Below are 22,604 nucleotides of genomic sequence, written 5' to 3'. Positions count from 1 at the left end.
GTAGATGTTCCATGCAAACCAGAGGAGGGCGATCATGGCTGAACCCTCCGAAACTCGATGACCCAGACCCAGGGGTTTGCGAACCAAGACTCCATGCCGTTGATCATTGTCCACAGGCCGCCGAACAGCTCATATGGCGAGTAGTCATTGCCATCTGGGTCTATATCGCGCTCGGCACTCATCACGCCCTCGGCGAGCGCTTGTTCTGGCGTGATGTCCTGCAGTCGCTCGATGCGAACCGCAGTGACTTCCAGCAGGATGCGGCTGTATCGCCGGTGAAGGTGGATGCTTGGCACCGAGCGTTCTGGCAGCAGGCCGTCGTAGCTGTAGCCGGTTTGGGTCTCCTCGTTGTCGAACAGCGAGCACAGGTAAACCGTCTCGCCATGGGCGCCGCCGGCGGCGAAGTAGTGGCCGTATTCGCAGTCGTAGCCGAGGCTCTCGCGCACCCACAGCCGGTCACCTGGCGGCCCATATGGGCTTTTGCAAGTGCGTTCACCGTCTTGCCACCAGGCCCCGAAAACTTCGGGCCCTGGGCTCTCTTCTCCGCGCCGGTTGTTGATTGTTGGGTGGTAGCCCCCGACTTCGACTGAAGCGTCTGGGCCGGGCTGAAACTTCATCACCCGCCGCGTGACCGTCTTCCGGCCTTCCAGAATGGCGCGCACCATCGACCCATTGAACAGGATCTGGTGTTCCTTTATTTCGGACATATCTCTCTCCATCCCGCCGCTGGGCAGGCTCTAGAAGTGGGGAAGGGGGTTACAGGCTGTTCAGGCGGGCTACATCATCCAGCGCTTCGTTGTAGCCTTTGTGCTTGCATTCGAGCCGGGCCCGCATGTCGTTGTCTGGGGCTGTGACGTGTTCTGGCTTTCGCTCGGGCAGCACCACCGCTACCGGCGGCTGCGCGGCGTAGAGCGGTTTCACCTTGAAGTCAGGGTCTGTTGCGTACTTTTCCAGGCGCTCCTTTCGACGAAGCGTGAAGTAGTATTCGCCGTTATCAGACCAATGAATATCCCACGCCACCGGCTCGCCCCGGGCGGCTTTCAGCGCGTCCAGTTCTTCTGCTGCGGTTACCGGCGGCTGCCCAGTCATGCGGCGCTCGATCATCTGCCAGGCCGGTTCGTACTCGGGCCAGTCGCTTTCGATAACTAGGCACTTGCGGTCAGGCACGTTCCAGCCGAAGAGAATGGCGGAGACATGCTCAAGATTGGACATGGCTACGTCGTGATCCAGTGGAGACAGCTTGTCCAGGTCACTGCGCTTGATGACGATGTATCGGTCTTCGCGCTGGAACGGCTTGACCGGCTTGTTTTCTGTAGGCATGGGGAGTCCTTGCCGGGGCATGCCCGGGTGGTTGGTGGGTGGTCATCGGGAAAGCTCTTTGGCTCGCTTCTTCGACCAGGCAAGAACGTCGAGCACAACGCTCTTGCTGAACATGCTGCGTTGGCGGTAGTAGTCGACGGCATCGCGACTCACGATGAAGCAAACCGATTCCTTGAACTTCAGCTTGCGCAGCTCGTCGTGGACGTTCTTCTCGATGAATTCATGGGGCGTCATAGCGGCACCCATTCATTCTTTTCGTTGTAGTGGCCGTACCATTTACCGAGCTTGAATGTCAGGGTTCCAGGCGTGCACAGCCAGGCTCTAGTGATTGGCCCGCCAGTGAGCTGGTAGCTCCTTTTCAGGGCTCGCGGAACGCGCCGACGGATGCGTGGGCGCGACAAATCAATCCGCTTGATGCGGAGGGGGGGGGGTAGACATGGCGTTGCCTCCAGCAGAGTTGGTTATTTCTTCGGGTAGGTTTTGGTAAATGCGCTGTTGACGACATGCCCGCGCTTGAGCACGACCCGGGCCAGCTTCTCCCGGTCCTTGACGCTGTGGCTGGCCTGTCCGAGCAAGCCGAAGTAGCTGTTGGCGGTCTCGCGCAGGTCCTCGGCCGGGACAGTGGCGGTTCGCTTCAGTGCCTGAGCCGCTGACCGCCTCCGGGTAGTTCGCCGCCAGGGCTTGATGACGTGCCCGACGAAGTCGACGCCGCGGTCTACGGGCTGGAGGATCGTTTTCTTCGGGTTGAGCCTGGCGCCGAGCTGCGGCAGGAACGTCTCAACCTGGGCCAGCCACTCGTTCAACTGCTGCGGCGATTCGTGCAGGAAGACGAAGTCGTCGACGTAGCGGATGTAATGGCGCGCCTTGAGCGTGTGCTTGCAGAACTGGTCCAGGGCGTCCAGGTACACGTTCGCGAAGAACTGCGACGATAGGTTGCCGATCGGTAGCCCCAGGTACGCTGGCTGCGCAGTGAGCCGCTTGTGCTGCGGCACCCGGTTGAACAAGTGGGCCGGGCTGCGCGTCTCGTAGTTATCCCTGGGATCGTGCATCAGCACCTGGAGGGCCAGTTGCAGCCACCAGGGCTCGCTGATCCGGTCGGTCAGCTGTCGAGCCAGAACGCGCTTGTCGATGGCGACGAAGAAGTTTGCGAGGTCGCACTTCAGGTAAAAGCCCGGTCGTAACCAGTTCTGCGTCTGGCTACGAATCTTCGATTCAAGACGCTTTGCGGCGTACAGCGTGCCGCGGCCTGGGATGCAAGCGCAGCTGTCCGCAATGAAAGTGCGCTCGATGGCCGGCCCGATGTGGTTGTACAGCAGGTGATGAACTATGCGGTCGCGGAAGTCGGCGGCCCATACTTCCCGGGCCTTTGGTCTTGTCACGACGAAGCAGATAGAGCGGCCTGGCCGGTAAGTGCCGGCGATCAGGTCGTCGTAAAGTTCCAGTAAGTTGATCTCCATGTCCTGCTCGTATCGCCGAGCGCTTGCGGTGTTCCGCTTGCGTCGTCGGCAATCGTAGTAGGCCTGGACGAGATCCTCGAACTGGAAGGGAGCAACACTCGAATCTGCGGACAGGACGCACGAGCCGCTCGTTGTTCTTGTCGTTGTTGTTGAGCCAGCCATTCTCAAAGTCCATGTTGTAGGCGTTGTTGGCTGAGTACTGCGACCTGCCGTGCTATCTACGTCGCTCTGCCGAAGGCGATGCCGATCAGCAGAGAAACTGCGCGAGACCAGCCCGAACGCTTTAGATCGGCGGTATCTCTGATGCGCATGGCGGTGTCCAACTGGACAGCGGCACGACCAGATTCAGCGCACAGGCAGGAGGGCCGTGACCCTCATGCAACGGGCGCGGTTGCGATTGCGGATTTCTTCCAGGCATTGGCCTGTCGGCCGACGGAGGCCGTGAGCTTCATTGCTTTGGCGTGCTGCCCTTTGCTGATCAAGCCCTTGTTCGTCAGGACGCGGAGCAGGTAGTTGAGCACCCAAACGCTTTCCAGAAGGAGGTTCAGGTGAGGCAGCTTCTCCCGCGCCATGTTGGCCCGGCCAATCAGCACCAGGACCTGTAGGCATTCGTCCCGGATTTTTGACCCGACAACCTGTTTCAGATCGCGAGGGATGTTCCTGACTAGGTCGAGCGCAAGTCCGAGCAGTTCTTCTGCCGTTCCGTGGATTTCCAGTTCCGTGTGCAGGGCCATCCTGGCCTCCTCGAAAAGCGAGGGCGCCAAGGCGCCCAGGAATGAATCATTGAATGATCAGAAGTACTTTCTGCGGACAGGACGCACGAGCCGCTCGCCGTGCTTGCCGCTGCCGTAGAGCCAGCCACCCTCAAAGTCCACGTTGCAGGCGCTGAGGGCTGAGTACTGCGAACTGGTCCAGTGCCAGGGCTTGCTGAACAGGTGCGGCACCGTGATTTCGAGATGGGTCGCCTCACGCCTGGCCATTAGATAGAAGTCACTGTGTCCATCGCGTTCGAAGTTGGCGCAGAACTGGGCGGCAGGGTGGTCATGCTCTCGGTTGCTGCTTGCCAGGTAAGCGGTGTTGGCCTGCCCATCCCAGGGGGATTTTGCGCCATCGAGTTCTTGGCCGTAGCCGCCCCACTCAAGGTCTGCCTCGACATCTTCGCCCGTTGGCACGATCAGGTAATAGGGGCGGTCGCCGCCCTGGAACAGGCCGCCGTTGACGCCGCCTTCGCCGGGCCAGTATTCGCCGATTGCCGGGATGCCAGATGGCGCCGCTGCCGGCTTCGCGGAAACGCTCAGTTCGGTCAGCACTTGCAGCGCTAGTGCGGCATCCGGAGTGGTCAACATGGTTTCGCCTTTGCTTACGGTGATCAGTTGCATGGGATGCTCCTACGCGTGGAATAGGGTGCAGGCGGCCGGCGCTTCCCGGCGCGCTTCTGGTCTGATCGTCATCCTGACGAACCCGGAATCGCCTGCAAAAAAAGGATTGAAGAAGCGAATTACTGGATGGGAAGGCTGCGGACAGGACGCACGAGCCGCTCGGTGCTCTTGGCGTAGAGGCTGAGCCAGCCATGCTCAAAGTCCATGAGGTAGGCGCCGTGGGCTGAGGACTGCGTGCTGAGCCAGTGGAAGCGATCATCGCGCAGGGTGACCAGGCCGTCGGCCTTAGCCGCCATCAGCAGTTGACCCTCCAGGCAGGAGGGGATGTGTGCGCCAATCTCCAGCGCCTTCACGGCGATCTCACTGCCGGCCTCTGCCATGGCTCGGGTATTCGCCTCGCCGTCGCTGTAGCTGTCTGCGCCGGGGATCTTCACGCCGTACTCGCCCCAGGCGCCGGCGAGTTCGTCATCGAGCAGCACCAGGGCGCGTTCTACGCCGTTGAGCCAGTAGCGGGTTACGAAGGTGCCGCCGGCCAGTGGCTGGCCGCGCTCCGGCAGGTTGGAAGCGGCGATAGTTGGCTGTGCAACTTGGGTCATGGTGATTCTCCGGATAAGCGCCGCCCTCCGGAGTCCCGGATGCAGCGAGTAGGGTGGGTCATTCTTCGATGCCGGTCTCGGCGAACTTCTTGAGCTGTCGCGACTGCTTTTCTGTCATTACGAAATCATGTCGCGACATGGTGGCGAAGCGGGCTGACTCTTCAGCTGGCGCTGCAGCAAGGTTGATCAGCAGGGTGGAAATCGTTTCCTGCCACTCCTCGAAGTCGTGGCGGTTGCCCAGCACCTGCAGTGCATCGTCCAAGGCCTTTGACACAATCAGCGATCGCTTCTCGCCGCCGATCTTGGCCAGCAGCTGCTTCTCCTTTAGGCGCTTTACTTTCTGCGCTTCGGCGTTGCTCTTGGCCATGGCCTACCTCTTCAATTCCGCTGGCCGGCAAGTCCAGCCAGGTCTGTCGTCGGCGCGTGGCCACCCGGTTGATTGTTCGTTTCACGCCGCGACCTTCCGCTGATTCCAGGCGCCGACAGCTTCGAAGATCCGTGCTGCGTGGTCCTCGTCCAGCGACATGGCTTCAGGAATGGCGATCCAGCCCGAGGCTATCATCTGGCTCTGGTTGGCTGAGTCGCGCAGGTCCTTGTAGCAATGCTCGATCACGTCCGCGAGGTGGTCAGACAGATACACGCCATTCGGCGCCACCTCAATGGATTTGCTGTATCGATCGCCGCGGGCGTCGATGCAGAGCGCGCTAAGGTAGATCGTCCACTGGTGAGCGATGCCACAGACGGCCTGGCCGATTTTCCCGGGCGCGATGCTCTTCAATGACTTGTAATTGATCATGCCCTGACGGCCGCTGGGGTCAATGTTCACCACGGCTACATGGTTGGTGGCCAGCAGAGAGCGACATGACCGCTCAATGCGCGCTTTCAGGTTGTGAGGCTTGCGCTTGTGCTTGCTCATAGTGAGTCCGCCATTTTGCGAAGGGCGCGGCGCTCGGCCAGGGTCAGCGGCCTTGGTTTGCGCTTGAGGATCGTTTCAGGGTCTACCCAGTCCCGCCGCGCAGGTATGGGCTTCATGCGAGCCGGCGGCAGCTCCTTGTAGTTACCGCCGGACCGCCCCCAGAAATCAGCCATCGCAGCGGCGATATGATCCGACTCGGCTTGTTTTGCTCGAACTGCGTTGAGGTTGAGACTGATCATGCTGCTATCCCCAGCACCTGGTTCATACGTTCGTCGAGGATTTCGTAGAAGGTCTTCACGCGCTCGGAGAGTTTGCGAATCATGGCTTCATCGCGGTAGGCGCGCTTCACGAACAGGGGCATGCCGGGCCAGTAACAGATGAAGTCGATCCATTCGCGCTCCGACACCCACAGGCCGCCCTGGCACTGGGCGACGTGCTCTTTCGGGATCTCGCCGCCGAGGATTACTTCCACCTGGAGCTTCGGTAACTTGGTCTTGATCTCGGTCAGGCCTTTATCGCCGACAAGGGCGTCAGGCGAGTAGCCAATGCCGTGATTGAGGATGATCCCTACCTCTGTCGTCTCAACCTCTTCACTGTCCTGGTAGAGCCCGCGGGCTACGCCTTCCAGTTCATGACCGCGTTCGGTATGGCGATTGCCGGTGAACGGATCGGCCAGCTCGCCGGTGATTCGCTCACCGATCAGCGTGTTCATGTAGGTGAAGGCGCCTGCGCTGAAGCCTGCCTCTCCTTTGCCGTTCACCAGCAGGCAATCCAGCTCGGAGCAGGTGACGATGCCCAGGCGCAAGGCCAACCATTCGGGGGTGCCCTGCGTTACGTCGGTGATGATCTGCATGACTCACTCCTGCGGCCGATTGGCGGCCTTGGTGATCCGGGCCGACACCGCGTCGAATTCGGATTTGTAGACGTTGGCGGCGCAGCCGTACTTGGCGTTGAAGTTGTCCTGAAGTACCTGGCTGCACTTCTGCAGCTTCGCTTCGAGCTGTGCCGCCTGTGCCGCGGTAATAACCGGCTCCTTCGGCGGCTCCGGCTTCTTCCCGGCACCGTGGCCATCGTCGTCCTCGCCGGTGGTGGTGAAGTTCAGCAGAGCGCCGGCCGTGTAACGCTTTCCGTAGCTGACTGAACTGGCCACCGCCTGGACTGAGTTCTTGCTGCCGGATGTATCCACGGGCAGTAGGATCGAAGTCGACTCTCGATGGCCGTCGCGATGGCTCAGCACGCCTTCTACTTCGACGCCGCGCTCGTTGCGAGGGATGCGAAAGGAGAGGGCGAAGCCAAACTTCGCCAGCACCGGCTTCAGCTCTTCGTTGATGTCCTCCCAGAGGGCATAGGTGGACTGAACATTCTTATATTTGTCTAGGATCGCGCCGCGTTCCCGCACTACGGGTAATTCCTGCTGCATGCCGGCCAGGGCTGTGTCGTAGGCCTGTTGTGCCATCAGCGCCTGGTGCTGCCGATGCATAACCATCAGCCTCTCCATCTTGTCGATGTCCGCCGCAGGGTTCATGGCCACCTGTTGGATGATCGACATGATGGTGGCCGACTCGGTTTGAATGGCCGGGACGCGTTCGACTGTTTCTGTCACTGAAAGATTGCTCATGGCGACCTCAGTACTGAATAGAAATGGCGGGGATCTTGCGCTGGGCAATCAGGATGATTACCTGTCTCGCGCATTCCTCGGTCATGCCGCCGGCGACAAAAGCCTCCAGGACAGCGCGATTAATTCTGGCGCGGTGAGCCTTGTCGGCCTCGCGGGCCTCCTGCTGTCGCACGATTTCGGCGGCAGCCGCGTCTGCCCGGCGGCGCTCTTCAATGCGCGCCTGTTCGGCAGCCTGCTCAGCACGTTGTTCGGCTGCGATTCGATCAGCTTTCGCCTGGGCCGCGGCGCGCTCGGCTTGCTCGGCCTGCAGCTTTAGTTCCAACTCGCGGCGCTCGGCGGCGGCCTTGGCTTCCTGCTCGCGGCGCAGGGCTGCTTCTCGCTCTGCCTGGGCCTTTTGTTCGGCTTCAGCCTTGGCGCGCTCCGCCGCTTCACGAGCTATGCGCTCTTCGCGCTCTTTCTGCTCGCGGGCCACAGCCTCGGCGCGCAGGCGGGCCAGCTCGGCCTGTTCTGCTTCTTCCTTTTGGCGCTTGGCCAGCAGGCCGCGCAGGAAGATCAGGGTTTGATCCTTGGCCTGGGCCGCCTCGGGCAGGAACTCCTCCCATGAATCATCGAGAGCCAGCAGCTCCAGGTCGGCGATGACCTGGGCGACATGGGCCGCCGCCGGCGGCTCTTCGAACCTGGCCAAGGCCTTGATGCTCTCGATGCCGTCATTGTGCTTGTCGACTCGGGCATCTTCCGCGGCCTGCCATTCGTTCAGCGGGCGCCGTACTTCTTCTTGCCAGGCCTCCAGGGTGTCCCGGACGCGTTTGCGCTCAGCGTCGATCTTCTTCGGCACCTCCTTCAGATCGGCGACCAGCTTCTTGCCGACGTCATCGAGCGCCGTCTTGGAGCGGGCGACCTTGTAGGCCATCGAGGCAATGGCTTCGCGGCCCTTGCGAGTGCTGATGTCCGGCGTGAAGCCATCGATTTCGGTCCTGATCTGTTGCAGCCATGGCTCAAGGCCGTTCGGCGTGCTGTAAACCGCCAGGGCAGTTTCTTGCGGCGGCACGACGGCCAGTTCGGTTTGTGCGGACACGGGAATTCCTTGCCGCGAATCTCGCAGCGCTTGAAGAGGTGGAATCACTGAGTGATACGATCGGCGAGGGCGCCAAGCAGCATCAGGAAAGAGAAGAAAGCGAGCGCAGGAAAGGAGCCGCGCCATATCAGAAGGCGACGGGCGCGCTGGCGGGAGGTCATGGCCATGGCCTCAGTTGCTGAAGCACCAGTTCATGAAGTGCCTTTCCGTTACGACTGATGCGTTGCCCCCGAAGCTGCCACTTTTTCGTGCTGGGCCAGCAGTCAATCATTCGTCCATCGGGGAGCGTCAGCACAACGTGGTAGCCGTTGTTGTGCTTCTTGTGGGCAATGCCAGTTCGGGATAGCCAGCCTTCAAAGCGCTGCATTGCTTCGGCCTTCATGCGCTTTTTATGACCTTCGGGGTTCGGCTCGCTGCCTTCGCCGCCACAATTCCGGCAGCAGCGCGGATAGCCAACATCATCGCCGATGAACTGGCAGCAGCTCATGCAGTGACTGCCGTCGGCCACGCTGTCTTCGTAGAAGCTCACGGCCGAACCCTCACCGCTATCCGGCCGCCTTTCATCGTTGGTGCCAGACGCTGGGTAAGGCTGGCCACGGCGCGCTCCCGCGGCTGGCCGATCACCTCGTTGAAGGGGATGCCGAAGCCCAACATGATCAGCTTCGCTTCGATCTCGTCGCACTTTTCAATTAATGAATTAGCCGATGCAGTGCTCATGCTGCCTCCTTGCGCCGCTGGCAGGTGTTACGCAGGCGCTCGCAGTAGTGGTTGAATTCGTCGATGGTGATTGCGCCGTCGGTGAACAGGCGGGTGATCAAGCCCTGCACCAGGATGTCGATGTCCGACTGGCTTTTCGGGTCTGCGACTCCGTCCAGGGCCTGGTCGATGAGGATGTGAGGACTCACCATCCGATCTCCCGCTCCAGTTCGTCCTGCTCGACCTGGAGGGCCACGGCCTTGGCCGCGTGAGGTCGCAGCAGCTCAAGGGCTACTTCCTTGCGGGCCGTCTTGGAGCCCAGCAAGTACACCTGCAGGTCAAACATCCTGCCGCCGCTGCCGAAGTTGCCGGCCAGGGCCAGAAGCTCGCCGAAGGCGTCAATTTGATCTTCGCCATCCTTCTGCCGCTGATTGGCCAGGTCCTGAAGTGCTCGCCAGTAGTCGGCCTGGGTGACTTCGCCGCGGTCATCCTTGCGGTAGCCCCACTCAATGCGATATCCGAGGATCAGGCGCTCAGCGTTCGTTTCCAGCCATTCGGCTTCGGCATGGCTCTCTTCGCTCACCGGAGGTGGCTGGCGGTTGTCGTATTCAAACTGTGCTTCGCGTAGCGCGGACATGGTCGCCTCCAGGGTTGCGCTATTGGGATTGCTGCTGTTCTTGCTTAGCCTGCCTGGCCTTTATGGCGCAGTCGGCGTGCTGGGTTCGCCAGCCACCGGGATAGCGCTCAAAGTGGCCTTGGCGAGCCTCTACGCGCTGTCCGCACCGGTAGCAGGTGCCTTGGTACTTATTGCGCACGGCGGTTTACTCGGTGGGTGGGGAAGGGAGAGGCTGCCAGTGGGTGGGCTCGTCGTCTTCATGGAAGCCACCATCCCAAGAAGCCCAGTGCGCGCCAGAGTCGTATTCGTCCTGGCCGAGATAGTCGCCTCGGCTGTTGAATGCAGCTTCGGACTTGCTCCACTCGATCCAAGCACCTGCGGTTACTCGATCGCCTTTCCGCAGAATGATTTCGGTGCCGTTGCGGGGCGCAGAATCGATCGTCTGCCAGCCGCTCATGCCAGATACCCGCCAGGCATAGTGGTAACGACTTTCCGCGGCGCGTCATGCATGCGGCCTTTGGCGCAGTCGTGGACGTTGGGGCGAGGCTTGGATGGCTTGCGTTTCATGGCGACCTCCAGTTTTTAGGCGGCCTGGTCGGCGTCTTTGTTGTACTTCTCGCCGCAGAACATGCAGTAGTTTGCCTGCATGCTCATCGACTGCTTTTTGTCCTTCATCCCGCCAGCCTTAGTCGGTGCCTGGTAGGCCACCTCGATGGGCATAACCTGGCGGGATTGCATCTTTCCGTCGCAGAACATCAGCGCGTAGCCAGTGAGTCTGGCGCTTAAGTTCTTGTGCCCCTCTGGGAGCCTTTCAGGAAGCGCTTCAAGCAAGCGCGCCTCGGTCTCTTGCCTGCAATTGCACATTGCGGATACCTCTTGGTTGATCCAACAAAACTCGGCTGCACTCGACTGCTCCACTGGTTGCCGTTGGGCGTGGAGGGGAGTGCATGCGGGCGGTGTCGGGGAAGAAGAAAGCCCCGTTGGACTTCGGGGCTTTCGTGTATTGCGCAGATTCCGTGATTAAAAGTCAGTATTTTGGGCGGGGCAGGGATCGCCAGAACGACCGCTGACCCTCAGTACATCGCCAAAATGCGTAGATGATGCGCAGTGGACCGGTTGGCAGGCTGGCCTCAGTTGGCGGTTCTGGCCGCACATGACTCAGCGCTGCGCCGATCAGGAACAATAGGAGCATGGTGATCTCCGCTTGGGTTGTGATGCAGAAGGCCGGAGCTGATCCCGGCATGGCTATTAGCGGCCTTAGTGACACCGGAGTTTCACCGGGGCGAAGGTTTCAGCCGCTTATTCTTGGACTCGCCGTGGCCATCTGGGCGCTTACTCACTCTACCGGCCACGATTCCCACGATCCCTCAGGTCTTACACTTGCCCGTCAGCCCGGGCATTCATCTGCGTGTTACGTTGATGCAGGTGGGCGGTTATAGGCCGCAGTTTCGTCCGCATCGGAGGTAATCTTCAGTGCTGAGGCCAGGTCCGCCTTTCCTATGAACTCCCATTTAAGGGCTCGGAACCCCGCCGCATGTGTCAGCCTTTCGGCTCGCAGGGCATGACCTTTCAGCTCGACGCCCTTAGACCCTTTCGGGACTGAAGATCACCTCCGATGCGCTCTCATAGAGAGGATCGGGCCGTCTTTCCGGCAGTCAGGGATATCGAATTGAAGGAATGAATTACTGAAGGAATCTGCGGACAGGACGGACGAGACGCTCGTGGTCCTTGACGTCGAGGCTGAGCCAGCCATTCTCAAAGACCATGTGGTAGGCGCCGTAGGCTGAGTACTGCGTGCTCGACAGGTAGTACCAGTCTTCACTGAACGACTCAGGAGCGTACTGCCAGGCGTGATGCAGTTCGCCGATGGCCGAAAGGTAGAAGTCAGCGTGGCCGTCTGCGGTATAGCCGGCAGCGGCAATGGCTGCGGAGTGCTTACCTTCGCGGGCCAGAAGGATCGCAGTGTTTGTGCGGCCATCGGTTCGACTGGTCGCTTCGACCGAAACGCCGTAGTCGCCATAGGCGTGGCGCCCCGGAAGATCCTTCTCCGCGACGATGACGTGGCAGAGCCCTTCCGGATACCGGCGAAGGCCGAGGTAGATACCGCCCTGGCCTGACCAAGCTTCGCCGATGGCCGGCGGGGTGAGTTGCTGTTGTGCGTTCATCGGGAAGTCCTGTTTGGGAATGTGGGTTCCGCATGTGCGGGCACTGATCGCGGTGCGGGCCAATTTCTACAAGCTGGCCATGCTTCACCGGCAGTTAACGACAGGCTGTCGTGGCGCTGGTTGTTCAGTGCGGCTCAAGCCTGCGCAGGGTGCAGCGGTGCGCAACTTCGCGACCCCAGTCGTAAGCGTCTTGGTGATCGAGATCGGAGAACGAGGTTGTTACGGTGAGGCGAAACTCCATGGCGCCAAGTAGAAATGCTTTTATTCGAGCGATCATCGTCTTGCCCTCCAGGGCTAGGTTGTTTTCCCGCTGCCACCGAGGCGGTGGCAGAAGTGAAAAGACCGTCATGCTGCGGCTTTGCAGTCGGCTGCTGTCATCCGCTGCCCGTCTTCCAGCTCTACCACGCACACGCCGTTGCGGTAGCCGCGCTCCGTGTTGAGCTGGTTCGCCTCGCGGATGCAGGTGGCCAGGTCGTCATCGGCGAATACCTGCAGCTCTCCGCGCAGGGTGATGCGAAGGACTTTGTTCATGCCGCCTCCAAAGCCTGCTGGGCCAGCAGCTCAGTTACAGCCTCGGCCGGGGTGCAGCCATCGGCGTAGAAGTCGCCCAGGTCACTTTCTTCCTGCGAACCCAAGGCGACCTGGTGACCGAGCAACTCGGACGCCTTGTCGATCCAGCGGTAGTAGGTGCGCTCTTGAGCGTCTTCGCGGCATTCATCAGCCGCCATGGTTGCCATGTTGAACATCGTGAATCCCTCCGGTTGTTTTCCCAATGCGCCCGGGTAACCAGGCGCATCAGTGAAAAGACCGTCATGCTGAGTTGCCGGCTCGAAGAATGTCGCTCATGCAGACAGTCACTGTGCCGCGCATGCTGATGACTTCGCGCTCTCGCTTGAGGCGCTCAGCCTTTGCCAAGTATTCGAAGGTGGGGTGGAAATAGCATTCAGGCTTGTGGCCGTCTTTTTTCATGTGGCCCAGCTCGCCGCTGCGTACCGCTGCATTGAGAGCTTTTCGAACGTTGGCCGGAAGGCTGTTCACTACCATCCTGAAGCGTTCATTGCGGACCATCTGCACATTCGCCTGGTCGGCGGTTAACTCGCCGCGCTGCATCAGGTCCTGCAGGTGCTCGATGTCGTTTTGTCGTGCCATCTGCGTCTCTCCCGTTGATTTCCAATGCCGCCTCATCGAAGCGGCATCAGTAAATCTGTGGTTTTGCTATCCGCCCCATGCGCGGCGCCGCGGTTTCCCCACCTGGCCGGCGTCACACATTTCGTGTTCGGTGTTCTTCGCCGGCTGGCTTGCATGGTTTGGCGTCCTCCCTTATGGGGAGTCCGGCAGGTTCCAGAGCCTGCATGGGGATCGAAGTTTGTGTTTCGCGCTATGCCCGTTTCCGGGGATCGATCCGCGAAGATTCCTGACTGTTAAAGAGCGGCGGGTCTCTTGAGGCCCTGACGCCGTCTTGCGTTGGCGTTGAGGCAAATTTAGAAAACTTAACAAGATTGGTCAAGGCTTTTTTTTAGAAAACTTAACAAAAGTTTAGAGAGGCTGATTTGCGGGCACAAAAAAGCCCGCCGATTGGCGGGCCTTGGGGGGGGCGGTGTTACGTCAGTTCGCGCCGCGTGAGTACATAGCCCACCAGAAGACGTGACCAAGGATCACGATCTGCTGCTCCTGGATCTGATCGAAGGTGTAATCCTCGTCGGGATGCTCGTCGCGATTGAAGCTGCGAAGCCTAAGACCGGTCGGGATTCGGTAGAGTTGCTTCACGCGCAGCTGTCCATTGTGATTGATGGCGTACATCTCGCCATCGACCACGTCGCGCAGAGTGTTCTTACCGATGTTGATGCCCACCGTGGCGCCGTCGCGTAGCACGGGCACCATGCTATTTCCGCTGACAACCACGCACTTGGCGTTGCTGAACTGAACACCATTGTGGCGCAAGTCTTTCTTGAAGAAGCGCAGCCGAGAGATATCGCTTTCCTCAATAGCAAATCTTCCCGAGCCTGCCGCCAACTCAACTTCTTGAAGGAAGGGGACGTAGACCTCGTCATCGTCGAGCGGGGTGTCGTCGTCCCACGTCTCGATCGTTCCGAGCGGTATCGACTTGTGCGCCTCGGGCGACCCAACACCATCAGATAGCCAATCCGGCGAACAGTCCAAGGCTTTGGCCAAGGCGAGCAGGTTCTTGCCCTTCGCCCCATTCGTACCAGCCAGCCAGAAAGAGACAGTCGTCCGAGAGACACCAGTCATTTCGCTTATGTCAGTCGCTCGTAGGCCCTTGGCCTCCATTCGACTCTTCAATCGTTCGCTGAAATTCATATTTAGGATTCTAAACAAGCATCTGTTTAGATAACTTGCACTTTGCTGTTAACATTTCTAAACTCGCTCGCAGTGAAGTGGAGAAACCTTAAATGACCTATGACCAAGCCCTGCAATTCTTCGGCTCGCCCGGCGCGATCGGTGAAGCCCTGCGCGTCACCCGTAGCCGCGTCTCGCAGTGCCGATCTGCCGGCGGCTTCTCCTACCCAATGCAATGCGTGCTGGAGAAAGAGTCTGCCGGGAAGCTCACTGCGAGCCGTCACGACGACCCTGCCAGCTCGACCAAGCAAACAGCGGCATAACCAATTTCAACAGTGAGGAGCATCGAAGCATGTACATGGACCCCAGCCAAAAACGCGCTATCCCGGTGAAGGTTCGTTTTGAACCAGTGCTTGACCGGATTCTGCGTCGGGCTGCCACGAAAACTCGAATGCAGCACGCGACCTACCTCTACGAAATCATCGAATGGGCGGTGGCCAATGGGGTGATCGAGGAACTGATGCAGGACAAACAAGAAGATATCGCGGGTTAAAGCCCCTTTGGAGGGCCAAATGACCGTAGAGCTCGAAAGGCTGCCGCCAAAGACGCGGGAGAAGGTAGAGGGGTTGATGCGCGCAAATGGCTGGAGCTTCAGCCGCACAATCAACGAAGTGATGGAAAACGCCATTGCCTGTGGCGCGCTTTCCGAAGTTGGAAGGAAGAAGGCCAAGGTTCTTCAACTGGTGACCCCAATGAGGGCCTCGGGCAGGGACTCTTAAGGGTAATCCAGAGGGCCTCTGCCGAATTCCAGGCACAAAAAAAGCCGACGGACGAGGTCGGCTCTTTCAACAGCGATAAAACATGTGGAGCAAATCATGCACCATCAAACCGAAACGATCAATACCCCCTTCAATGTCGCGACACGTTTTGTGAATTCTGAAAACGTGTCGCGCACCACCATGTCTTCTCGCGAGATCGCCGACCTGGTCGATTCGCGCCATGACAAGGTGAAACAGTCCATCGAGCGCCTGGTAGAGCGCGGCGTAATCGTCCAACCCCCAATGGGGGATGAACAATTTCGCGACTCTCTCGGCCGGCCGCGGGCCGAATCTGTCTATCACGTCTGCAAGCGTGACAGCTTCGTCGTGGTTGCCCAGCTCAGCCCGGAGTTCACCGCGGCGCTTGTTGATCGCTGGCAGGAGCTGGAAGCCCAGGCAGCCAAGCCTCAGCAGCTCACCACCATCGAGATCCTGCAGATCGCCATGGAGTCTGAAAAGGCCCGCTTGCTGCTGGCTGCCCAGGTCGAGCAGCAGGCCACCAAGATCCACTCCCTGGAGAGCCTGTTCAAGGAAGGGATGACCCACACCCAATTCTGCAAGGGCCTCAATGGGGTCAATGTCATGCAGGTGGGCAAATTCCTCGAGGGTCGCAACTGGCTCTACAACGAGAGCAAATCAGGCCTGCGCCTGCGCGTGGCGTCGTATGCCCGCGACAAGTACATGACCGAGCACCAGCACGAGGTCACTCCGCACGGCCGCGAGGCCTTTATCTCCTTCACACCGGTCCTGCTCAAGAAAGGTGCCGTTCGCCTGTACGACCTGTACCTGGCTGGCGAACTGCCCATGAAGAAGACCTGGGACGGACTGTATACCCACGACAAGGCCCTGCGAGGTGCTGCGTGAGCATGGGCCTTATGGTCGCCGCGATGAAGCTTCGCGTCGGCAATCCATTGCGCAAGCTGGTGCTGATCAAGCTGGCCGACAACGCCAGCGACGTAGGCGAATGCTGGCCGTCCTACCAGCACATTGCCGACCAGTGCGAGATCAGTAAGCGCTCTGTCATGAACCACGTCACCGCCTTGTGTGAGGCCGGACTGTTGCGCAAGGAGATCCGGAAGGGCGGGCCAAAAGGCAACTCGTCGAACGTGTACTTTCTGACTCTTGATGGTGGTGAATCTCCTGCACCAGGGGCAGTGCAGGAGATTCACCAGGGTAATGCAGCAGATGCACCCCCTAGTGAATCTGCTGCACAATGGGGTAGTGCAGGAGCTGCACCCAGAACCAGTCACTCTTCTGAATCGGTCAGTGAACCAGTCATTGAACCAATTACGCCCCGGGCTTCCGCCAAGGTCGTGACGGGGCAGGTGGTGCCATTCACTCCCCAGCAGCCGCGGTGCGAGATCCCAGCTGACATGCCAGGCCCAAAAGACCAGGCCTGCAAAACCTTCAAGACCTGGGCGAACTACGCAATGGCCTACCGCAAGCGCTACGGGACCTGGCCGGTGTGGAACGGAACGGTCGGCGGCCAGATCGGCAAGCTCATTGATCGCCTCGGCATCGACGTTGCTCACCACGTCGCCGCGTACTACCTGACCATCGACGACTCGCGACTGATCAACGGATGCCACAGCATCAGCGACCTGCTGGCCAAGGCTGAGGGCTACCACACCCAGTGGGCCACCAATCGCCGTATGAACTCGACCACTGCCCAGCAGATCGAGCGCAAGCAAGCGAACCTGAACGCCGGCATGGAAGCGGCACAACGGATCATGCAGCGCGCAGGGGGACAGCCCAATGAGTTCCTCTGAGCGCATGGCGCCCGACCAAATCGCCCGCCTGACCCTGGCGATCGCCGCCACCGCGGAAGTGCTGGGTCAGGCCATCACGTCGGAAGCCGCTGAAATGATGGCTGACGACCTGGCCGACTATCCCGCGGAGGCAGTGGCCGGCGCGCTGAAGGCGTGCCGCCGTGAGCTGACCGGCAAGCTGACCCTGGCCGCCATTCTTCAGCGCGTTCAGGCCGCCGACGGCCGCCCGGGCAAGGACGAAGCATGGGCAATCGCCATGACCACCAACGACGAGTTCGAGACCGTGGTGCTGACCGATGAGATTCAGCTGGCCCTGGCCGCGGCAAAGCCCGTCCTCGATGCTGGCGATAAGGTCGGCGCCCGTATGGCGTTCATCAGCGCTTACGAGCGGTTCGTGGGCCAGGCCCGGGAAGACGCAAAGCCCGTTAACTGGCACGTGTCCGTCGGATTCGACGCAAGCCGCCGTATCCAGGCCGTAACCCGCGCAGTGCAGATGCAGCGCATCCCGCAGGAGCGCGGCCAGAAGTACCTGGCCGACCTGAGCGTGACGCCGATTACCGAGGACGGCCGGGCCGTGGTGGCGCTGCTCACCGGCGAGGTCGCACGGCCATCACCAAAGCTCCGCGCCAAGCTCGCCGAAGTGAGGGGCTCAATGCTTGCCATGCAGAAAGCGAGCGCCGAGGAGAAGGCAGAAATGCGAATTCAGGCGGCCAACGACCTGGCCGATCGCCGGGCCCTGCTGATTCAGCAGGCCGAACAATTGGACGCGAGGAGGGCGGCTCAGTGAACGCAGCCAGGCAACAACAAATGCTCGCCGGCCAAACGGCCCTGGCGCGCAAGGTTTTCCAAGTCGTTCCGATCCAGCAGCACTGGGCCGCACTCGACATCCATCGCGCCCTGCAGGCCTCGAAAACCAGCAGCGCCCAGTTCCCGGCAGTTCGCGCCTGCCTCGGCGACCTGAAAGAACAAGGCCTGATCTACGAACCGGTCAATGGCCACTTCCAGCGCGCTGCTGCCACCCAAAAATCAAGGAAAGAACAGACCATGTCGAAGAGCGCCACCCAAACCGTCGTGTCCATCAAGAAAACCGAAACCGGAGCGCTCGACTCTCTCGCGGCGCTCTCCGGTGAGATGTTGTTGCTCGCCGACGAGTTCGGCCAGCGCATGAAGGCCATGTCGGCCCGCATCGAAGAGGTTGCGCTTTCTGTTGCGGCCGAGCAGGAGGGGAATGCCGAAGCCCTGGGCAAGCTGAAGCAGCTGCAGGCTCTGCTGAAAGGGATCGCGCAATGAGCGACTACACCAAACTGCAACAACTGGCCGAAGCCGCCGGTGGCGCTGACTGGAAGTGGTGGGACAGCAATTCCACCCTGCGCCTGACTACTGAGGTCAATGGCCGCCACGGAGCTGATGGCGATGCGATTAGCGCATACCGGGATAGCGTGCAGTGCCCTGAGGCATTCCGTGCGTTTATCGAGGCAGCCAGTCCCGCCGCAGTCTTTGCCCTGACTAGCGAGAACGAGCGCCTCAAAAGTGTCGAGCATGCATTTTTCGAGTGGATCGAAAAGACCGAATGGGTTCAGAAAACAGGCCATTGGTCTGAGCTGGGCATGCATCGTGCTGATGTCCTCCGCAAGCGCATCGACCAGCTCCAGGTGGACTTCAAAAGCTTCCACCGCAGCCTCTGCGAGCGCTTCGGTTATTTCCACGATGAGGCCGACTGGCAGCGCGATCAGGTGTCGCTGGAGGAGCATATCGCCGCCCAGTTCGCTCACGTCAGTGCGGAGAACGGCGCTCTGCGCTCCCAGTTGGAAGGTGTGCAGCGCGGCGCCGGTCAGCTTCAGGAGGAGGTCAAGGCACTGCGCAAGGATGCAGAGCGGTATCGCTTCGTTCGTAACCCGATTGGGACCAGTTCACCGCTTGCGATCTGGAACGAGGGGAGGATGCCCTTGTTCAGCGGCATTGCGGATGCTGTCGTTGACGAGTTCATGACCAAGGAGGCATCCCATGGCTGAGCTCGCCCTTATTCGAACCGCCCAAGGCCTGGTGCCGGCCACCGAAGCCGACCGAGAAGTCATCCAGCACTGGAAGGCTGGCCAGGTCATCCACGGCAAGTTCACCAAGATGCGCAATGCCCGGTTCCACGGCAAGTTCTTCGCCATGCTGGATCTGGCTTGGGATTACTGGGAGCCTGTCGGCGGTCTGATACCGCGCCAGGAGATGCGCGGCATCCAGGGCCTGGCCAAATTCTTCGAGGCGCAGAGCGGCAAGCCTGGGCAGCTATCGAACGCCGTTGACGCCTACATCGCCGGACTTGAGCAGGCGCGCGCCGAGCGTTTCCCGGCGGTCGATAAGTCCCGCGAAGCCTTCCGCGAGTGGGTGACGATCGAGGCCGGCCATTTCCATCTGGTGCGCACTCCCGACGGTGTGCGCAAGGAGGCCAAGTCCATCAGCTGGGCGAACATGGACGATACCCAGTTCGAGCCGCTGTACCGCGACGTGTTCAACGCCTGCTGGCGTCTGGTGCTGTCTGCGCACTTCGAAAGCGAGGAGCAGGCCCTGGCCGCGGCGGACATGATCGGGAGCTTCGCATGATGCGCAAAGCCATCAAGGCCACCAAGCCGCCCAAGCCGAAGAAGTGCAAGAACCCCACCTGCGGCGAGAAGTTCACACCGCAGCGCCTGGGCCAAGCTGTTTGCAGTCCTGCCTGTGCGTTGGCCATCGCCCCGAGTAACCGGGAGAAGGCCCGCAAGTCGCTGGCCCAGGTCGAGCGCCGAGAGACCCGCGCGGCCAGGGAGCGGGTCAAGTCCAGGTCCGGCCATCTGCGCGAGGCCCAGGCTCTTTTCAATCAGTGGATTCGACTGCGCGATGCGCACCTTGGCTGCGTGAGCTGCGACAAGCCGGCAGCCTGGAATGGTCAGTGGCATGCCTCGCACTTCCTGAGTGTTGGGTCGTCGCCTGAGCATCGTTTCAACCCGCTGAACGTGCACAAGGCCTGCTCGGTCTGCAACAACCACCTGAGCGGAAACATCCACGGATACCGGCCAGAGCTTGAGCGCCGTATCGGCATCGAAGCGGTAGAGGCCCTTTTTGGGCCCTGCCAGCCAAAACGTTACACCATCCCGGAGCTGCAAGAGATCAAGGCTGACTGCCGGGCGAAAATCAAAGAGCTGAAGGGGAGAGCAGTAGCATGAAAATCATCGGAGCACGCCAAGCTTGGCACGACGCACTTCATGAAAACCGCAGTTCTGCTCTGGCAGTAGCGGCCGAACAAGCAGCCCTTGGCAAGAAGTCAGGGGGAGGGGACGTGAAAGTCATGGTGATGCTGGAAAACCATGACGGGGTAGAGGTCGCCAAGGTGTACGACATTCGGACTGAAGGCGTCACCGAAACCAGGTCGGGGCGTCGTCTCACTGAATCGCGCTGCGCCCATATGCTGGTTGCTGGCTTAGTGCTGCAAGCCATCGACTCGCTGCCAAAATCGATTCGCCACTTTGGCAACTTCATGTACTCGCCGATCGCCACCGGCAATGACTTGAGTATCGCTCACGGCCTGGTTTGGCTCGGAAGCGGACTGGAGGCGCTGACCGACCGCAAGAAGCAGCGCGCCTACTGGATGGCCATGGCCGCCTTGCAGTCGCACAAAATGCTGGTGGCTGGCGCCGAAGGCATGGGGCCGGGTGCCGTGTGCATGTTCGTCGAGGATCGCACGGGCGAGAAGATGAATCCTCAGAACTGGGCGAGGGACTGGTGCGACATCTGGAATGCCCTGTGTACTCACATTGATAAGCTCGACAAGCAGGCGCTGAAGCCTGTTGCGGCAGTCGTTGAGCGCCTGCGTGAGCGCGAAGATAACGAAGAGGAAATAGCCGCTTGACGATTTGAGGAGTGTTCTGGCACTATTTCGCCACTGTTAGAGTTTTGCCTTCGGCAACTTACTTATAAATCAAACAAAACCCGGCCGCCGCGCCGGGTTTTTTATTGCCCAAATGCAGGCGAAAGACCGGAAAGACCCTCCTGCTCAATCGACGTTCGAGGTTCTACCGATGACCCACATTACGCGCTGCAAGATGACTCTCCGCTCCAAAGGCCCTGTTCAGGGCTCCTCAGAATCGTTGATCCGTCTGAACTTCGGTGCAGTCTGGTCAGCCAACCCGGCGGAGGAGGATGCGATATACGGCAAGTACACCCCGTATGGTGAATACACCGTCAACGTGGTGGCTGACCGTACCGAGCATTTCGAGGAAGGGAAGGATTACTACTTCGATATCTCGCCAGCTTTCTGATTTACCTGTAGCCAGGGCAACCCTCGGGAAGGCCTGGACGTCGATAGCCGGATAGTGCGACGTACGGAATCAACACCGGCAGCCCGCGCGCCTTGTCCTCACCAACTGCTGCAGGGTGGCGCGAAGCCTGAGCGGCGAGACCGATGCAATAAGGTGTCGGCGCGGCGATGGCTACGGCAGACGGCGGGAAAGACCGCGCACCTATTCAGGGCCTCAGCATTCGCTGGGGCTTTTTCATTTCTGGAGCACAGCATGAAGAGCGAATACCGTCAGGTGGTCGAGTCGATCACCTCGCAGGAGGCCAAGCTGGCCGAAGTTAAGAAGATGCATGGCGAAGCTTTGGCTTGTGTTGTGCAGACAGCAGAATTGGTGAAATTCAACGAGGCCAGCCTGAAGAAATATGAAGACAGGCTGGCTGAGATCGAGCGGGCTTCGATCGCCAACGAGAAGCTCGGGCCTGACTGGTCGGTGAGGGTGGAGGCGGGCCCGGACGGGAAGAAGTATGTCGCCGGCATTGGCGCTGGCCTTGAGTCGCCATTCCTGGTGAGTGCTGATCGCTGGGCAATCAATGGCTCTTCCGGAAATGCCCCTCAGCTTGGTGATGCAATGAAGGCTGGCAGCGTGACCTCAATGCTCGACGCCATGGCCAGCACGATCAGCGAAACATCGCTCGGCAAGGACCTGTTGAACGAGATCGGCAAGGGCCCAGCAATCGCCGACCAGGTCCGCGATGTTATCCGTGCCGAACTCCGGCAGGGCGGAATTCTGTACCGCGGCTGATAACCCCAACCCATAACTCCCTCGTCGGGAGGACATCGAGATGTCGAACATGCCCGATAAACCAGATACCTGGCTGCTCGTCCTTGCGTGGCTGAGCCAGCACGCGCCGACGATCTATGCCGGGGCGCTGTCGTTCGTAGTGGGTGCGCTACGCATCATCTATGGCGGCGGGACTCGGCGCCAGGCTCTGCTCGAGGCCTGTCTCTGCACCCTGATCACCATCGGGCTGATACCGCTGCTCGAGTATTTCGGGTTGCCGCAGAGCTTCGCGACTCCGGCTGGCGTGTTCATCGGCTTCCTCGGTGTGAAGAAGATCGCTGAACTGGCTGATCGGTTCGCTGACTTCAAGCTGCCGAGTCGAAAGGCAGAGTAGGCCCATGGACTACATCATCGGCGGAAACCACTACTCCGCGAGTTACCAGGACATACGCGAGGAACACGCCCGGTTCGCCGGTATGACCGACAAGCGCTTCCTGAGAGAGCTGCCAGCGGCTCTGCACTTCGCAGTGTTCGTATGCTGGTTCAAGGAGTTGCCAACGAGCGTTGTTCTGTCGGATGAGGGGATCGTCCACCAGTTGGCCCACCTGATTCATCTGAAGGGCGAGCCGCTGGTGACGGCAAGGCTTGGTGAGATCCGTGAGATGTTCAACAAACAGCTTCGGCTTGCAGCATAGGGTCGCGACACGTTTCGCGAACCAGTTAATTGTGTCGCGACATTGGAGAAGAGCATGAGCAGTGGTTACACGAAGCCGGTATGCAAGGGCGATTCGGCGCTGGGTACTGCGTGCGGGCTGTGCGAGCGTTGTGTTGCGAACCGT

39 protein-coding genes are annotated in these 22,604 nt (G+C 60.2%); 15 read left to right on the top strand and 24 right to left on the bottom strand.

The genetic code is table 11. The features are described 5' to 3' along the window. Positions 1 to 32: 32 nt before the first annotated feature. The 24 genes from TO66_RS19940 to TO66_RS19830 form a co-directional block, all read right to left on the bottom strand. Positions 33 to 707 (bottom strand): hypothetical protein, encoded by a 675-nt coding sequence (locus tag TO66_RS19940; RefSeq protein ID WP_044463879.1) that lies wholly within the window; start codon positions 705 to 707, stop codon positions 33 to 35. 49 nt (positions 708 to 756) lie between these two features. Beyond that, positions 757 to 1,320, bottom strand: coding sequence for a hypothetical protein (locus TO66_RS19935; RefSeq protein WP_044463878.1), 564 nt, complete (start codon positions 1,318 to 1,320; stop codon positions 757 to 759). A 42-nt stretch (positions 1,321 to 1,362) separates the two neighbouring features. Next, complete coding sequence (locus tag TO66_RS19930; RefSeq protein WP_156162096.1) at positions 1,363 to 1,566, bottom strand: hypothetical protein; 204 nt, start codon at positions 1,564 to 1,566, stop codon at positions 1,363 to 1,365. A 215-nt stretch (positions 1,567 to 1,781) separates the two neighbouring features. Next, the gene (locus TO66_RS19925) at positions 1,782 to 2,777 is read right to left on the bottom strand and encodes an RNA-directed DNA polymerase (RefSeq protein ID WP_256240840.1); all 996 of its coding nucleotides are present in this window, start codon (positions 2,775 to 2,777) and stop codon (positions 1,782 to 1,784) included. Positions 2,778 to 3,151: 374 nt separating this feature from the next. Beyond that, positions 3,152 to 3,511, bottom strand: coding sequence for a four helix bundle protein (locus TO66_RS19920; RefSeq protein WP_044462320.1), 360 nt, complete (start codon positions 3,509 to 3,511; stop codon positions 3,152 to 3,154). Between the two features lie 57 nt (positions 3,512 to 3,568). Continuing rightward, positions 3,569 to 4,156 (bottom strand): hypothetical protein, encoded by a 588-nt coding sequence (locus TO66_RS19915; RefSeq protein ID WP_044463877.1) that lies wholly within the window; start codon positions 4,154 to 4,156, stop codon positions 3,569 to 3,571. Between the two features lie 119 nt (positions 4,157 to 4,275). Then, the gene (locus TO66_RS19910; protein WP_044463876.1) at positions 4,276 to 4,752 is read right to left on the bottom strand and encodes a hypothetical protein; all 477 of its coding nucleotides are present in this window, start codon (positions 4,750 to 4,752) and stop codon (positions 4,276 to 4,278) included. A gap of 58 nt (positions 4,753 to 4,810) precedes the next feature. Continuing rightward, positions 4,811 to 5,119 (bottom strand): hypothetical protein, encoded by a 309-nt coding sequence (locus TO66_RS19905; protein WP_044463875.1) that lies wholly within the window; start codon positions 5,117 to 5,119, stop codon positions 4,811 to 4,813. Between the two features lie 81 nt (positions 5,120 to 5,200). Next, a complete protein-coding gene (locus tag TO66_RS19900; RefSeq protein ID WP_044463874.1) occupies positions 5,201 to 5,668 on the bottom strand; it encodes a hypothetical protein in 468 nt (155 codons plus the stop codon). After that, a complete protein-coding gene (locus TO66_RS19895; protein ID WP_044463873.1) occupies positions 5,665 to 5,907 on the bottom strand; it encodes a hypothetical protein in 243 nt (80 codons plus the stop codon). The genes TO66_RS19900 and TO66_RS19895 overlap by 4 nt, the downstream gene beginning before the upstream one ends. Further along, a complete protein-coding gene (locus TO66_RS19890) occupies positions 5,904 to 6,521 on the bottom strand; it encodes a lambda exonuclease family protein (RefSeq protein ID WP_044463872.1) in 618 nt (205 codons plus the stop codon). The genes TO66_RS19895 and TO66_RS19890 overlap by 4 nt, the downstream gene beginning before the upstream one ends. 3 nt (positions 6,522 to 6,524) lie before the next feature. Beyond that, complete coding sequence (locus TO66_RS19885; RefSeq protein ID WP_044463871.1) at positions 6,525 to 7,286, bottom strand: ERF family protein; 762 nt, start codon at positions 7,284 to 7,286, stop codon at positions 6,525 to 6,527. A 7-nt stretch (positions 7,287 to 7,293) separates the two neighbouring features. Continuing rightward, the gene (locus TO66_RS19880) at positions 7,294 to 8,361 is read right to left on the bottom strand and encodes a hypothetical protein (RefSeq protein WP_044463870.1); all 1,068 of its coding nucleotides are present in this window, start codon (positions 8,359 to 8,361) and stop codon (positions 7,294 to 7,296) included. Positions 8,362 to 8,518: 157 nt separating this feature from the next. Continuing rightward, positions 8,519 to 8,890, bottom strand: a complete 372-nt coding sequence (locus tag TO66_RS34010; protein WP_256240835.1) for a hypothetical protein — start codon at positions 8,888 to 8,890, stop codon at positions 8,519 to 8,521. Then, complete coding sequence (locus TO66_RS19875) at positions 8,887 to 9,078, bottom strand: hypothetical protein (protein WP_044463869.1); 192 nt, start codon at positions 9,076 to 9,078, stop codon at positions 8,887 to 8,889. Before TO66_RS19875 ends, TO66_RS34010 begins: the two co-directional genes overlap by 4 nt. Next, the gene (locus TO66_RS19870; RefSeq protein WP_044466106.1) at positions 9,075 to 9,266 is read right to left on the bottom strand and encodes a hypothetical protein; all 192 of its coding nucleotides are present in this window, start codon (positions 9,264 to 9,266) and stop codon (positions 9,075 to 9,077) included. Before TO66_RS19870 ends, TO66_RS19875 begins: the two co-directional genes overlap by 4 nt. Continuing rightward, positions 9,263 to 9,694 (bottom strand): hypothetical protein, encoded by a 432-nt coding sequence (locus TO66_RS19865; RefSeq protein WP_044463868.1) that lies wholly within the window; start codon positions 9,692 to 9,694, stop codon positions 9,263 to 9,265. Before TO66_RS19865 ends, TO66_RS19870 begins: the two co-directional genes overlap by 4 nt. Before the next feature lie 184 nt (positions 9,695 to 9,878). Then, a complete protein-coding gene (locus TO66_RS33470) occupies positions 9,879 to 10,130 on the bottom strand; it encodes a DUF551 domain-containing protein (protein ID WP_156162095.1) in 252 nt (83 codons plus the stop codon). A 125-nt stretch (positions 10,131 to 10,255) separates the two neighbouring features. Further along, the gene (locus tag TO66_RS19855; protein ID WP_156162094.1) at positions 10,256 to 10,504 is read right to left on the bottom strand and encodes a hypothetical protein; all 249 of its coding nucleotides are present in this window, start codon (positions 10,502 to 10,504) and stop codon (positions 10,256 to 10,258) included. 851 nt (positions 10,505 to 11,355) lie between these two features. Continuing rightward, positions 11,356 to 11,838, bottom strand: a complete 483-nt coding sequence (locus TO66_RS19850) for a hypothetical protein (protein WP_044463865.1) — start codon at positions 11,836 to 11,838, stop codon at positions 11,356 to 11,358. A 345-nt stretch (positions 11,839 to 12,183) separates the two neighbouring features. Further along, positions 12,184 to 12,369, bottom strand: a complete 186-nt coding sequence (locus TO66_RS19845) for a hypothetical protein (protein WP_044463864.1) — start codon at positions 12,367 to 12,369, stop codon at positions 12,184 to 12,186. Continuing rightward, a complete protein-coding gene (locus TO66_RS19840) occupies positions 12,366 to 12,584 on the bottom strand; it encodes a hypothetical protein (protein ID WP_044463863.1) in 219 nt (72 codons plus the stop codon). The genes TO66_RS19845 and TO66_RS19840 overlap by 4 nt, the downstream gene beginning before the upstream one ends. A gap of 64 nt (positions 12,585 to 12,648) precedes the next feature. Further along, a complete protein-coding gene (locus TO66_RS19835; RefSeq protein ID WP_044463862.1) occupies positions 12,649 to 12,987 on the bottom strand; it encodes a hypothetical protein in 339 nt (112 codons plus the stop codon). 456 nt (positions 12,988 to 13,443) lie between these two features. Then, complete coding sequence (locus TO66_RS19830; RefSeq protein WP_044463861.1) at positions 13,444 to 14,157, bottom strand: helix-turn-helix transcriptional regulator; 714 nt, start codon at positions 14,155 to 14,157, stop codon at positions 13,444 to 13,446. Between the two features lie 92 nt (positions 14,158 to 14,249). Here TO66_RS19830 and TO66_RS19825 point away from each other — a divergent pair, with 92 nt between their 5' ends. The 15 genes from TO66_RS19825 to TO66_RS19755 all read left to right on the top strand — a co-directional run bounded on the left by TO66_RS19825 (position 14,250) and on the right by TO66_RS19755 (position 22,460). Then, positions 14,250 to 14,459 (top strand): hypothetical protein, encoded by a 210-nt coding sequence (locus tag TO66_RS19825; protein ID WP_044463860.1) that lies wholly within the window; start codon positions 14,250 to 14,252, stop codon positions 14,457 to 14,459. A 29-nt stretch (positions 14,460 to 14,488) separates the two neighbouring features. Next, complete coding sequence (locus TO66_RS19820) at positions 14,489 to 14,689, top strand: hypothetical protein (protein ID WP_044463859.1); 201 nt, start codon at positions 14,489 to 14,491, stop codon at positions 14,687 to 14,689. 19 nt (positions 14,690 to 14,708) lie between these two features. Continuing rightward, complete coding sequence (locus TO66_RS19815; protein WP_044463858.1) at positions 14,709 to 14,915, top strand: hypothetical protein; 207 nt, start codon at positions 14,709 to 14,711, stop codon at positions 14,913 to 14,915. A 96-nt stretch (positions 14,916 to 15,011) separates the two neighbouring features. After that, on the top strand, positions 15,012 to 15,818 hold the full coding sequence (locus tag TO66_RS19810; RefSeq protein WP_177330411.1) for a Rha family transcriptional regulator: 807 nt from the start codon (positions 15,012 to 15,014) through the stop codon (positions 15,816 to 15,818). Beyond that, complete coding sequence (locus tag TO66_RS19805; protein ID WP_044463857.1) at positions 15,815 to 16,723, top strand: helix-turn-helix domain-containing protein; 909 nt, start codon at positions 15,815 to 15,817, stop codon at positions 16,721 to 16,723. Before TO66_RS19810 ends, TO66_RS19805 begins: the two co-directional genes overlap by 4 nt. Beyond that, positions 16,710 to 17,510 (top strand): hypothetical protein, encoded by an 801-nt coding sequence (locus TO66_RS19800; protein WP_044463856.1) that lies wholly within the window; start codon positions 16,710 to 16,712, stop codon positions 17,508 to 17,510. The genes TO66_RS19805 and TO66_RS19800 overlap by 14 nt, the downstream gene beginning before the upstream one ends. Then, positions 17,507 to 18,013 (top strand): hypothetical protein, encoded by a 507-nt coding sequence (locus TO66_RS19795; RefSeq protein WP_044463855.1) that lies wholly within the window; start codon positions 17,507 to 17,509, stop codon positions 18,011 to 18,013. Before TO66_RS19800 ends, TO66_RS19795 begins: the two co-directional genes overlap by 4 nt. Then, the gene (locus TO66_RS19790; protein ID WP_044463854.1) at positions 18,010 to 18,735 is read left to right on the top strand and encodes a hypothetical protein; all 726 of its coding nucleotides are present in this window, start codon (positions 18,010 to 18,012) and stop codon (positions 18,733 to 18,735) included. The genes TO66_RS19795 and TO66_RS19790 overlap by 4 nt, the downstream gene beginning before the upstream one ends. Beyond that, a complete protein-coding gene (locus tag TO66_RS19785; protein WP_044463853.1) occupies positions 18,728 to 19,315 on the top strand; it encodes a DUF1367 family protein in 588 nt (195 codons plus the stop codon). Before TO66_RS19790 ends, TO66_RS19785 begins: the two co-directional genes overlap by 8 nt. Next, a complete protein-coding gene (locus tag TO66_RS19780; RefSeq protein WP_044466104.1) occupies positions 19,315 to 19,914 on the top strand; it encodes a recombination protein NinG in 600 nt (199 codons plus the stop codon). Before TO66_RS19785 ends, TO66_RS19780 begins: the two co-directional genes overlap by 1 nt. After that, positions 19,911 to 20,597, top strand: coding sequence for a hypothetical protein (locus tag TO66_RS19775; protein ID WP_044463852.1), 687 nt, complete (start codon positions 19,911 to 19,913; stop codon positions 20,595 to 20,597). The genes TO66_RS19780 and TO66_RS19775 overlap by 4 nt, the downstream gene beginning before the upstream one ends. A 169-nt stretch (positions 20,598 to 20,766) precedes the next feature. Then, on the top strand, positions 20,767 to 21,006 hold the full coding sequence (locus TO66_RS19770) for a hypothetical protein (protein WP_156162093.1): 240 nt from the start codon (positions 20,767 to 20,769) through the stop codon (positions 21,004 to 21,006). Between the two features lie 252 nt (positions 21,007 to 21,258). Continuing rightward, the gene (locus tag TO66_RS32070) at positions 21,259 to 21,786 is read left to right on the top strand and encodes a DUF1983 domain-containing protein (protein ID WP_052506144.1); all 528 of its coding nucleotides are present in this window, start codon (positions 21,259 to 21,261) and stop codon (positions 21,784 to 21,786) included. Positions 21,787 to 21,826: 40 nt separating this feature from the next. Beyond that, positions 21,827 to 22,159, top strand: coding sequence for a phage holin, lambda family (locus tag TO66_RS19760; RefSeq protein ID WP_044463850.1), 333 nt, complete (start codon positions 21,827 to 21,829; stop codon positions 22,157 to 22,159). A 4-nt stretch (positions 22,160 to 22,163) separates the two neighbouring features. Then, positions 22,164 to 22,460, top strand: a complete 297-nt coding sequence (locus TO66_RS19755) for a hypothetical protein (RefSeq protein WP_044463849.1) — start codon at positions 22,164 to 22,166, stop codon at positions 22,458 to 22,460. Positions 22,461 to 22,604 lie beyond the last annotated feature (144 nt).

The organism is Pseudomonas sp. MRSN 12121 (assembly GCF_000931465.1).
In the GTDB taxonomy this organism is placed as follows: Bacteria; Pseudomonadota; Gammaproteobacteria; order Pseudomonadales; family Pseudomonadaceae; genus Aquipseudomonas.
This window is presented reverse-complemented; position numbering and strand designations above follow the sequence as displayed.

Coding starts and splice junctions, on each gene's coding strand:
- TO66_RS19790 (WP_044463854.1), top strand. CDS start 18,010: ATGAGCGACTACACCAAACTGCAACAACTGGCCGAAGCCGCCGGTGGC.
- TO66_RS19815 (WP_044463858.1), top strand. CDS start 14,709: ATGACCGTAGAGCTCGAAAGGCTGCCGCCAAAGACGCGGGAGAAGGTA.
- TO66_RS19895 (WP_044463873.1), bottom strand. CDS start 5,907: ATGATCAGTCTCAACCTCAACGCAGTTCGAGCAAAACAAGCCGAGTCG.
- TO66_RS19845 (WP_044463864.1), bottom strand. CDS start 12,369: ATGAACAAAGTCCTTCGCATCACCCTGCGCGGAGAGCTGCAGGTATTC.
- TO66_RS19935 (WP_044463878.1), bottom strand. CDS start 1,320: ATGCCTACAGAAAACAAGCCGGTCAAGCCGTTCCAGCGCGAAGACCGA.
- TO66_RS19930 (WP_156162096.1), bottom strand. CDS start 1,566: ATGGGTGCCGCTATGACGCCCCATGAATTCATCGAGAAGAACGTCCAC.
- TO66_RS19925 (WP_256240840.1), bottom strand. CDS start 2,777: ATGGAGATCAACTTACTGGAACTTTACGACGACCTGATCGCCGGCACT.
- TO66_RS19910 (WP_044463876.1), bottom strand. CDS start 4,752: ATGACCCAAGTTGCACAGCCAACTATCGCCGCTTCCAACCTGCCGGAG.
- TO66_RS19810 (WP_177330411.1), top strand. CDS start 15,012: ATGCACCATCAAACCGAAACGATCAATACCCCCTTCAATGTCGCGACA.
- TO66_RS19900 (WP_044463874.1), bottom strand. CDS start 5,668: ATGAGCAAGCACAAGCGCAAGCCTCACAACCTGAAAGCGCGCATTGAG.
- TO66_RS19785 (WP_044463853.1), top strand. CDS start 18,728: ATGGCTGAGCTCGCCCTTATTCGAACCGCCCAAGGCCTGGTGCCGGCC.
- TO66_RS19885 (WP_044463871.1), bottom strand. CDS start 7,286: ATGAGCAATCTTTCAGTGACAGAAACAGTCGAACGCGTCCCGGCCATT.
- TO66_RS19920 (WP_044462320.1), bottom strand. CDS start 3,511: ATGGCCCTGCACACGGAACTGGAAATCCACGGAACGGCAGAAGAACTG.
- TO66_RS19830 (WP_044463861.1), bottom strand. CDS start 14,157: ATGAATTTCAGCGAACGATTGAAGAGTCGAATGGAGGCCAAGGGCCTA.
- TO66_RS19890 (WP_044463872.1), bottom strand. CDS start 6,521: ATGCAGATCATCACCGACGTAACGCAGGGCACCCCCGAATGGTTGGCC.
- TO66_RS19775 (WP_044463852.1), top strand. CDS start 19,911: ATGAAAATCATCGGAGCACGCCAAGCTTGGCACGACGCACTTCATGAA.
- TO66_RS19850 (WP_044463865.1), bottom strand. CDS start 11,838: ATGAACGCACAACAGCAACTCACCCCGCCGGCCATCGGCGAAGCTTGG.
- TO66_RS33470 (WP_156162095.1), bottom strand. CDS start 10,130: ATGAGCGGCTGGCAGACGATCGATTCTGCGCCCCGCAACGGCACCGAA.
- TO66_RS19905 (WP_044463875.1), bottom strand. CDS start 5,119: ATGGCCAAGAGCAACGCCGAAGCGCAGAAAGTAAAGCGCCTAAAGGAG.
- TO66_RS19915 (WP_044463877.1), bottom strand. CDS start 4,156: ATGCAACTGATCACCGTAAGCAAAGGCGAAACCATGTTGACCACTCCG.
- TO66_RS19820 (WP_044463859.1), top strand. CDS start 14,489: ATGTACATGGACCCCAGCCAAAAACGCGCTATCCCGGTGAAGGTTCGT.
- TO66_RS19875 (WP_044463869.1), bottom strand. CDS start 9,078: ATGAGCACTGCATCGGCTAATTCATTAATTGAAAAGTGCGACGAGATC.
- TO66_RS32070 (WP_052506144.1), top strand. CDS start 21,259: ATGAAGAGCGAATACCGTCAGGTGGTCGAGTCGATCACCTCGCAGGAG.
- TO66_RS19800 (WP_044463856.1), top strand. CDS start 16,710: ATGAGTTCCTCTGAGCGCATGGCGCCCGACCAAATCGCCCGCCTGACC.
- TO66_RS19780 (WP_044466104.1), top strand. CDS start 19,315: ATGCGCAAAGCCATCAAGGCCACCAAGCCGCCCAAGCCGAAGAAGTGC.
- TO66_RS19940 (WP_044463879.1), bottom strand. CDS start 707: ATGTCCGAAATAAAGGAACACCAGATCCTGTTCAATGGGTCGATGGTG.
- TO66_RS19760 (WP_044463850.1), top strand. CDS start 21,827: ATGTCGAACATGCCCGATAAACCAGATACCTGGCTGCTCGTCCTTGCG.
- TO66_RS19770 (WP_156162093.1), top strand. CDS start 20,767: ATGACCCACATTACGCGCTGCAAGATGACTCTCCGCTCCAAAGGCCCT.
- TO66_RS19835 (WP_044463862.1), bottom strand. CDS start 12,987: ATGGCACGACAAAACGACATCGAGCACCTGCAGGACCTGATGCAGCGC.
- TO66_RS19840 (WP_044463863.1), bottom strand. CDS start 12,584: ATGTTCAACATGGCAACCATGGCGGCTGATGAATGCCGCGAAGACGCT.
- TO66_RS19865 (WP_044463868.1), bottom strand. CDS start 9,694: ATGTCCGCGCTACGCGAAGCACAGTTTGAATACGACAACCGCCAGCCA.
- TO66_RS19825 (WP_044463860.1), top strand. CDS start 14,250: ATGACCTATGACCAAGCCCTGCAATTCTTCGGCTCGCCCGGCGCGATC.
- TO66_RS19755 (WP_044463849.1), top strand. CDS start 22,164: ATGGACTACATCATCGGCGGAAACCACTACTCCGCGAGTTACCAGGAC.